At 65.8% G+C, this 7,280-nt stretch carries 6 protein-coding genes and 1 pseudogene; 4 read left to right on the top strand and 3 right to left on the bottom strand.

Annotation, left to right across the window (positions count from 1 at the left end; genetic code table 11):
- Positions 1-986 precede the first annotated feature (986 nt).
- The gene (locus VML93_RS14145) at positions 987-1,235 is read left to right on the top strand and encodes a hypothetical protein (RefSeq protein WP_325611491.1); all 249 of its coding nucleotides are present in this window, start codon (positions 987-989) and stop codon (positions 1,233-1,235) included.
- A gap of 421 nt (positions 1,236-1,656) precedes the next feature.
- Here the strand turns inward: VML93_RS14145 and VML93_RS14140 are convergent, their stop codons facing one another.
- Both VML93_RS14140 and VML93_RS14135 read right to left on the bottom strand, forming a co-directional pair.
- Positions 1,657-2,301: a trypsin gene (locus VML93_RS14140; RefSeq protein WP_325611490.1), complete on the bottom strand. Its 645-nt coding sequence runs from the start codon at positions 2,299-2,301 to the stop codon at positions 1,657-1,659.
- A 65-nt stretch (positions 2,302-2,366) separates the two neighbouring features.
- Complete coding sequence (locus tag VML93_RS14135) at positions 2,367-2,873, bottom strand: hypothetical protein (RefSeq protein ID WP_325611488.1); 507 nt, start codon at positions 2,871-2,873, stop codon at positions 2,367-2,369.
- Between the two features lie 157 nt (positions 2,874-3,030).
- On the opposite strand from VML93_RS14135, the gene VML93_RS14130 reads away from it, so the two are divergent.
- The 3 genes and pseudogenes from VML93_RS14130 to VML93_RS38590 form a co-directional block, all read left to right on the top strand.
- Positions 3,031-3,480: a MarR family winged helix-turn-helix transcriptional regulator gene (locus VML93_RS14130; RefSeq protein ID WP_325611486.1), complete on the top strand. Its 450-nt coding sequence runs from the start codon at positions 3,031-3,033 to the stop codon at positions 3,478-3,480.
- Positions 3,481-3,544: 64 nt separating this feature from the next.
- Complete coding sequence (locus VML93_RS14125) at positions 3,545-5,350, top strand: serine/threonine-protein kinase PknD (protein ID WP_325611484.1); 1,806 nt, start codon at positions 3,545-3,547, stop codon at positions 5,348-5,350.
- A gap of 476 nt (positions 5,351-5,826) precedes the next feature.
- Positions 5,827-6,336 (top strand): annotated as a pseudogene (locus VML93_RS38590) (serine/threonine protein kinase); the annotation flags it as partial.
- 59 nt (positions 6,337-6,395) lie between these two features.
- Here the strand turns inward: VML93_RS38590 and VML93_RS14115 are convergent.
- Positions 6,396-7,172 (bottom strand): hypothetical protein, encoded by a 777-nt coding sequence (locus VML93_RS14115; RefSeq protein WP_325611478.1) that lies wholly within the window; start codon positions 7,170-7,172, stop codon positions 6,396-6,398.
- Between the last annotated feature and the right edge of the window lie 108 nt (positions 7,173-7,280).

The following is a 7,280-nucleotide window of genomic DNA, read 5'->3' as shown; positions in this document are numbered from 1 at the left end:
AACAGCCGACAAGCAGGCCGGCAATAAGGCCGACGCCGGCTACCGCGGTCACAAAAATGCTCTTCATAGTGCTTTACCTCCCCTTTGTCGGCCGCCAGGGTGATCGGACCACTGGTGGCCATGAATTCTTTGTTGCGGTATGTGAATCGTGTGGTGCAGACCGGTTCCTCTCCGTAGTTGATGGCCCAGGGAGCGTAGGAAGGACGCGCTTGCGCTAAACGAGATTCAGACGGAGGGCGCTAGTCGATCAAAAACGGGATCAGGATGGCGTTGATCACCGCCATGGTGTAGAAGAACACGACCGAACCTCATGCCGCCCGATCTGCCAGGAAGAACTGCAGGACCCCGGCCAATATCCGAAAAGTGGCCATCACGAACCCCAGGGTGGCGGCGACGGCCACACTATGCGGGCGCCGCGCACCCCGCATGTGCGACGTGGGCCCCGTTTGCTGCGGCCCTGGACTGCGCCAACCCGCGCTTCCCGGATCTGGATACGACATGTTCCGCCCCCAACGGCTGTCATTCGGGCTCTACCCCAGTCTTGTTAGTGATCGGGCGGGAGCGTAGCGGAAAGACGTATCGCTGAGGGTCGGAATCGAGCAAACTCATAGAGATGTCACCGCGACGCTCTGTCAAGCCCCACCAGCAGCGCCGTCTAGCGGCGACGAACCGCCCTTCATTCCACGGCCACTGAGCACTACGTGTCGGCTCCGCTGAACGCCGCCGGGGACGAATTCATTGGAGAAACGTGTGAATCCGCCACTCCAGCAACCTCGGGCCGGGAACGGCCGCGGCTTGGCGCTGACGAGCGCGAACCGGTCATGATCGGCACCGCACGAGTGAGTCGATCCGCTCGATCGCGCGCCGGGTCGGGACAATCCGACACCGATCATCCGCGAGATCGCCCACATCGGCGCTTTGCCACGAGTAGCATCGCGCTGTGACAGTCCGGGGGGACGGTCCTCCACGAGGAACGGAGACACAAAATGGGAATCTCAGACGGGACGACAACCTACGGCCGCGGGCTCAAGCCAACCGGGGTCGACGATCAGTTCGTGCTGCGGATCTACACCAGCCTCATGGCCACCCAGTCGGCCGCCGACGAGCGCGTCGCCAAGCAGCTCGCCAAGCACCAGGCCGAGCTCGGCTACGCCAGCTACGAGATCGTGAAGAGCAAGGCGAAGTGGTTCCCCTTGACCTGCATCGACTACACCGTGCAGTTCCGCCGGGCCTGAGCTTGGGCTTCGATGGAACCGGACTCCGGCGCCGCTCGCGGTTAGCGAGACAGCGCCCGCGGGCGATGCATTACCGGCGGCTTGGCTTGGCGGATCTCGGCTGATAGGACGCTGGGCGTCGTTGCGGTCACCGCGACGACAGCCCCTGAGCCAAAGGCGTTTCCGCCTTATAGCCACCGCTACGGGTTGAGTGCGATTGCACGACAGCTCAATCCCATTGCTGCACAACGATTTTGGTAGCGCCATCGGGTCCGCTGGCCCGCCCGGCGACGATTCCCGACAAGGCGATGCGACTTTGGCGAGAAGAATTCGTCGACACCGCCCTGGGGTCATCGCCAGTCCAGCCGCCTGCGACCCGAGACGTCCGACGCGGGCTACGTACTCGAGAGGTTTGAGGCGTGGATCGCGAACACGAGAAACATCAGAGGAGCAGACGCAAACCCCACCGGCCGAGCAGCGGCTCCACCAGGACGAAGACCGAGGTGTTCTCGTCACCGTCGAGTGAACCCGACAAGATGCCGACCGCACTCACGGTCCCGTCCGCGTTCTTCACATAACCCGAGCTACCGCTGTCACCGGGTTTGGCGGGCACGCTGGCTATCACCACGTCGCCGTCCAAGTCTCTGATGGCGCCGCACGTCTCACCGGTGATTGCGCCCAGCTTGCAGAACGGCGCACCCACTTGTAGCTGGGGCGGACCTGTCACGTCTCGGACCGGCCTGCCGCCGACGGCGCCCACCGGCACGCCGACGCCAGGGTCGAGGCGGATGATCGCGGCGTCCTTTCGGTCGCCTTGTTCCTCGCTGGCGGTGATTCTTCCGAGCGGAACGTCCTGCTCGTACGTCCACAGCGAGCCTTCGGGATGGTTGCAATGTCCGCTGGTGAACAGGTAGTAGCTACCGTCGTTGCCCTGGGCTGCGAAACCGGCGGTACATTTCCAGTCTTGATCCTTGACCTGCATCCCCGGTGTGGGAGGCGCCGCGGCCAGCGCTGAGCCCGCGAACCCTGTCGCGGCCAGTACTGTGGCACCGATCAGCGCGACCCCTCGAAACCAACGTGTGGTCACACCGCTTCCCACCGCTCGGGTCCACCTGGCAAAGACGCGCAAAGACTACCTGACGCGCGATCAGGTCAGCGAGACGACGCCGGCCACAGACCGCGGGACAGGTCGCGATCGAGCAAATGAGCGCGAGCATCGCCACCACCGTAGAAGAGGCTCGGGTCGAAAGCCTCGCCGAAGTGCTCGGCCAGCAATGACGAGAACAGCAGGGCGGCCGACTGCGGGCGGTGGTTCATGACCAGTTGACTGGTCTCTCCCGCGGCGTTGAAGTACACGACGACGAAGTTGTAGATCTCGACTCCCGACGGGTGGTAGGCCTCACTGCCACGGATGCGGGAGCGGTAGTCCTCCAAGAAGAGGTCGCCGCGCATGCCGTAGAAGCGGAAGTCCTGGAACGCGTACAGGCTTCGCGCGAAGCTCAGCATCCTGCCGACCTGTTCCTTACCACGCAATTCGCCGTTGAACACGGCACCCTGGAGGATGACGTCGTCGGCGAGGTTGTCCAGCCAGTGTGGGTAGTAGTCCAGGTGTGGCGCCTGGTTTTCCAGCTTGCCGGTGCTCGCGTTCGATGTGGTCATGACAGTGGTCTCCTGTTCCCGGGGTGACTCGGTTAGCAAACTAAGGGTATATGCCTATTTCAAAATAGGAGCATATGCCCGTAAGATGGCAAGCGCAAGAGGCTGGGCCCAAATCGGTGGGATCGCGGCCAATCGAGGCTCAAGGGAGGCAAGAGCGATGAACGACGCCGGACCCTCGGCTGGGAGTGACTGCTATGGGACCGCCCTGAGAAAGGCCTCCCGACGCGTCACTGCGCTCTACGACGAAATGCTGGCGCCAAGCGGCCTGCGCTCGACGCAGTTCGCCATCCTCGCCGAGATCGTCGATCGCGACGAGGGTCCGCCTACGCTCAATCAGCTCGCCGACGATCTCGTACTCGACCGCTCGGGACTGGGGCATTCGCTTCGCCCGCTGGAGCGCGAGGGTCTGATCCGGCTGGAAAAAAGCAGTCGCGACCGGCGCAGCACCCTGGTCGCGCTCACAGATCAGGGCCGGGAACGCTATGCATACGCCTTCACGCTCTGGCAAAAGGCTCAACACCGGTACGCGTCCGTCGTCGGTGAGGCCCAGGCCAACGAGCTTCGGCAACGCCTGCTTGAGATCGGTCGGGACGACCAACTGAAGTAGAGCGGCAGCGGATACCCGACCGGTAAAGCGATATCGTGCTGGCAGCTTCGCGTAGGGGGCTTGAATGCAGGGCACGCCGTTCGGTCGCTACCGATTGATCGACTTGCTGGGCCGCGGCGGCATGGGTGAAGTGTGGCGCGCTCATGACACCGGCACCGACCGCGTCGTCGCCATCAAGGTCTTGCCGGCAAACCTGTCTGAGGATGCGGACTTTCAGCGCCGGTTCCGCCGGGAAGCTCACACCGCGGCTCGGTTGGACAACCCCCACGTGGTCCCGATCTACGACTACGGGGAGATCGACGGCCGGCTGTTCGTCAGCATGCGGCTGATCAAGGGCCGCGACCTGGACACAGTGCTGGACGGCGGGCCGCTGGATCCGGCCCGGGCCGTGCGCATCGTCGACCAGGTCGCCAGAGCCTTGCAGGCCGCCCACAAGGTCGGTCTGCTGCACCGCGACATCAAACCGTCCAACATCTTGCTTGACGACGACGGGTTCGCTTATTTGATCGATTTCGGGATCGCGCGGGTCGCCGACGAAACCCGAATGACCAAGTCCGGCAGCACGGTCGGGACCTTCGCCTACATCGCGCCCGAACGGCTGGACCCCCGAGCCGACGAGGATGCCCGCGCCGACATCTACTCGTTGGCCTGCGTGCTCTATGAATGCCTGACCGGAGACCCGCCTTTCGCCGGCGACACGATGGCGCACCTGGTTGCCGCACACCTCGCCACCCCGCCGCCCCGACCATCGACCAGCCAACCGAATGTGTCTGAACGGTTCGACGAGGTGATCGCCACCGGCATGGCCAAAGATCCGGATAAGCGGTTCGCCACCATCATGGAGTTGGCGGAGGCCGCCCACGACGCGATCACCGGGCCCGTCGAGCGGCAGACGCTCAGCTGGGTATCCGACCCCGGGCGTTCACGGTCGGCTACCGACGCCGCAGAGCTGCCGCCCCGCGCGGAGTCGACGCCGAGCAGCGAGCCGGTCGCCCCGGCGCGACGGTTGAGCCGCCGACCCAAGATCGTGCTGGGCGCGGTCGCCGTGGTCGTGGCTGTGGTCGCCGTGCTGGCGTACCTGCTTTGGCCACGACCGTCGTCTCGGCAGATCGTGCTGCTCACCGGCCTCGCCTACCCGCACGGTGTGGCCGTGGACAGCGCGGACAGCGTCTATGTCGTCGACCACGACCACAACAAGGTGCTGGAGCTGGCGGCGGGCTCGACCAGGCCGACCGCGTTGCCGTTCACCGGCCTCGACTGGCCCTCCGGCGTGGCGGTGGACAGCGGCCGCACCGTCTATGTCACCGACTCCAATAACAACCGGGTGCTGAAGCTGGCAGCGGGCTCGAACACCGCCGAAACGCTGCCCTTCACCGGCCGCTTCGCCCTCGTTCACCCCCGCGGTGTCGCGGTGGACGCGCACAACGTGGTCTACGTCGCCGACCACGACAACCACCGGGTGCTGAGGCTGGCGGCAGGCTCGAATGCCCCCGACGAGCTGCCGTTCAACGGCCTCAACTTCCCCGCAGGGGTGGCGGTCGACAGCAATGGCAACGTCTACGTCAGTGACGAAGGCAGCATCCGGGTGTATGAGCTGCAGAATCTGGGCGGGCTCTACCACCCAACCGATGTTTCCTTCCCCGGCCTCAGCGACCCCCCGAGCGGGCCCCACGGTGTGGCGGTGGACCGGGACGGAAACGTCTACGTCACCGATGCCAGCAACAGAGTGCTCAAGCTGGCCGCGGGAACGACCACCGAGCTCCCCTTCACCGGGCTCAACAGCCCCGGCGGTGTGGCGGTGGACAGCGGCGGTGCCGTCTACGTCGCCGACTGGGGCCACGGCCGGGTGCTGAAGTTGCCGCGTGGTTGACGGCCCGTGGACGGGCTGACTCGGCTACGCTACCGGCGGTGAAACCAAACCCGCGATGGCGACACTCCCGAATCGGCGCGCTCGTTCTGGTGGCCGTCGCCGCCGTGGCCGTCACCGGGTGCAGCGGAAAGTCATCGTCGCCCCAGGCAACGTCCAAGGCCGAGTCTGCTGGGTCGACGGCCCCGTCGACGTCACCTCCGACGCCGGCGGCGCAGCAATCCGAGCTGCCATTCACCGGGCTGAAAGATCCCCAAAGTCTGGCCGTGGACGCCGCCGGCGATGTCTTCGTCGTCGACTACGAGGGCGGTGCACCTACTGCGCGCGGTCATGTGGTGAAGTTGGCCGCCGGTTCGAGCACCCAGACCGTGCTGCCGTTCACCGACCTCGACCACCCCGGCGAGGTGACGGTGGACGCGGCCGGCAGCGTCTACGTCACCGACTATCCCAAGCATCGGGTGGTGAAGCTGGCGGCCGGGTCGAACGCCTCGACCGTGCTGCCGGTCTCCGACCTCCAAGGTCCCGCCGGTGTGGCGGTGGACGCCGCCGGCAACATCTACGTCGTCGACGCTGACAAGCTCCGGGTGGTGAAGTTGGCCGCCGGGTCGAACGCCTCTACCGTGCTGCCGTTCACCGACCTCCAAGGCCCCGGCGAGGTGGCGGTGGACACCGGCGGCAACGTCTATGTCGTCGACAACAACACGCGCCGACAATCTTTCCGGGTGCTCAAGCTGGCGGCCGGATCGAACGCTCAGACGGTACTGCCGTTCAACGGCCTCAACCTGCCGACCGATGTAGCGGTCGACACCACGGGCAATGTGTATGTCGTCGACCGCAACAACCGGCGGGTGCTGAAGTTGGCGGCCGGGTCGAACAACCAAACCGTGCTGCCGGTCACCGGCACCAGCCTGGCCGGCGTCGCGGTGGACACCACCGGCGCTGTCTACGTCAGCGATCAGGACACCCAGCGCGTGGTGAAGTTGCCGGCGGGCTGACGATCGTACCGACCGCGGACCGCGCGGAGGCGTTCGCGCGTCCGGTGTTCATGTCAATTACCTGCGCGAAGCCCGTCTCTGGCGATGGTCAGGTTACCGCAACTGATGGTGTGTGCCGTTGTCCACGCGGGGTCGTTCTCCGACGGTGCGGTGACGGTATCGGTGCGGCCGACGGTGGCCGTCGTACCATTCACGTCGATCTCGGTGCGGCGCACAGTCAGTTGACCGTTGTCCGCCTTCGGGAGCAACGCCACCAGGCGACGGCCGGCGCCCATGTCGTCGCAGCCTATGCCGTCGCCGTTGCCTGCCCGGTGCCCCATGTCGAAGAGGAACGGCATACCGGGCAGGCAACGCGCCAATGCCAGGCACGCGCCGGACTCGTCGATGACGGGCGTGATGGTGCAGCCGGACACCGCGTAGAGGTGGGCCTCCCGGCCCGCGTCGACGATGATTTGGTGGTTGCCGTCCCGTTGGGCGTCGACGAGCAGCGCCGTGCGCTCGATGGGGCTGGGGCTCGGTATGGCTGCCTCACCGTAGCCCTGGTTCGTGGTGATACCGACTACGCGGTTGGTGAGCCAAAGCGTGGCCGGCTGGCCGTAGACATCGCCGACGTCCTTCCTTGCCGCGCCCGGCGGTGGCTGGCCGCGCCCGCATCCCATATCCGCGATTGCGGGTGGCGCGATTATCACACCGAGCGCTGCCAACGCGACGGCGGCTAAAAAGGCACGCAGCACCCGGAGCCCGGGTCGCATGACGACGGCGCGCCGGGTCTGGCGAAGGGCGACGATTCCCGCTGTCGCGGCTACGGCGGTCAGACGGCGCGATCTCATGGCTGGACTCCCGGGTCCGAAATAATGAGTTCTCCAAGGTTAGGCCACTCGGCTTTCCGCCAGGGCCGACGCTTCCCGTCGCAGCCCGCGTAGCGGGCTTGTATGCAG

Origin of the sequence: Mycobacterium sp., assembly GCF_035499775.1 — a bacterium.
Taxonomy (GTDB): Bacteria; Actinomycetota; Actinomycetes; order Mycobacteriales; family Mycobacteriaceae; genus Mycobacterium.
The sequence above is the reverse complement of the archived record's forward strand: the minus strand, read 5'-3'. Positions and strand labels throughout refer to the sequence as shown.

Coding starts and splice junctions, on each gene's coding strand:
- VML93_RS14145 (WP_325611491.1), top strand. CDS start 987: ATGGGAATCTCAGACGGGACGACAACCTACGGCCGCGGGCTCAAGCCA.
- VML93_RS14135 (WP_325611488.1), bottom strand. CDS start 2,873: ATGACCACATCGAACGCGAGCACCGGCAAGCTGGAAAACCAGGCGCCA.
- VML93_RS14130 (WP_325611486.1), top strand. CDS start 3,031: ATGAACGACGCCGGACCCTCGGCTGGGAGTGACTGCTATGGGACCGCC.
- VML93_RS14125 (WP_325611484.1), top strand. CDS start 3,545: ATGCAGGGCACGCCGTTCGGTCGCTACCGATTGATCGACTTGCTGGGC.
- VML93_RS14115 (WP_325611478.1), bottom strand. CDS start 7,172: ATGAGATCGCGCCGTCTGACCGCCGTAGCCGCGACAGCGGGAATCGTC.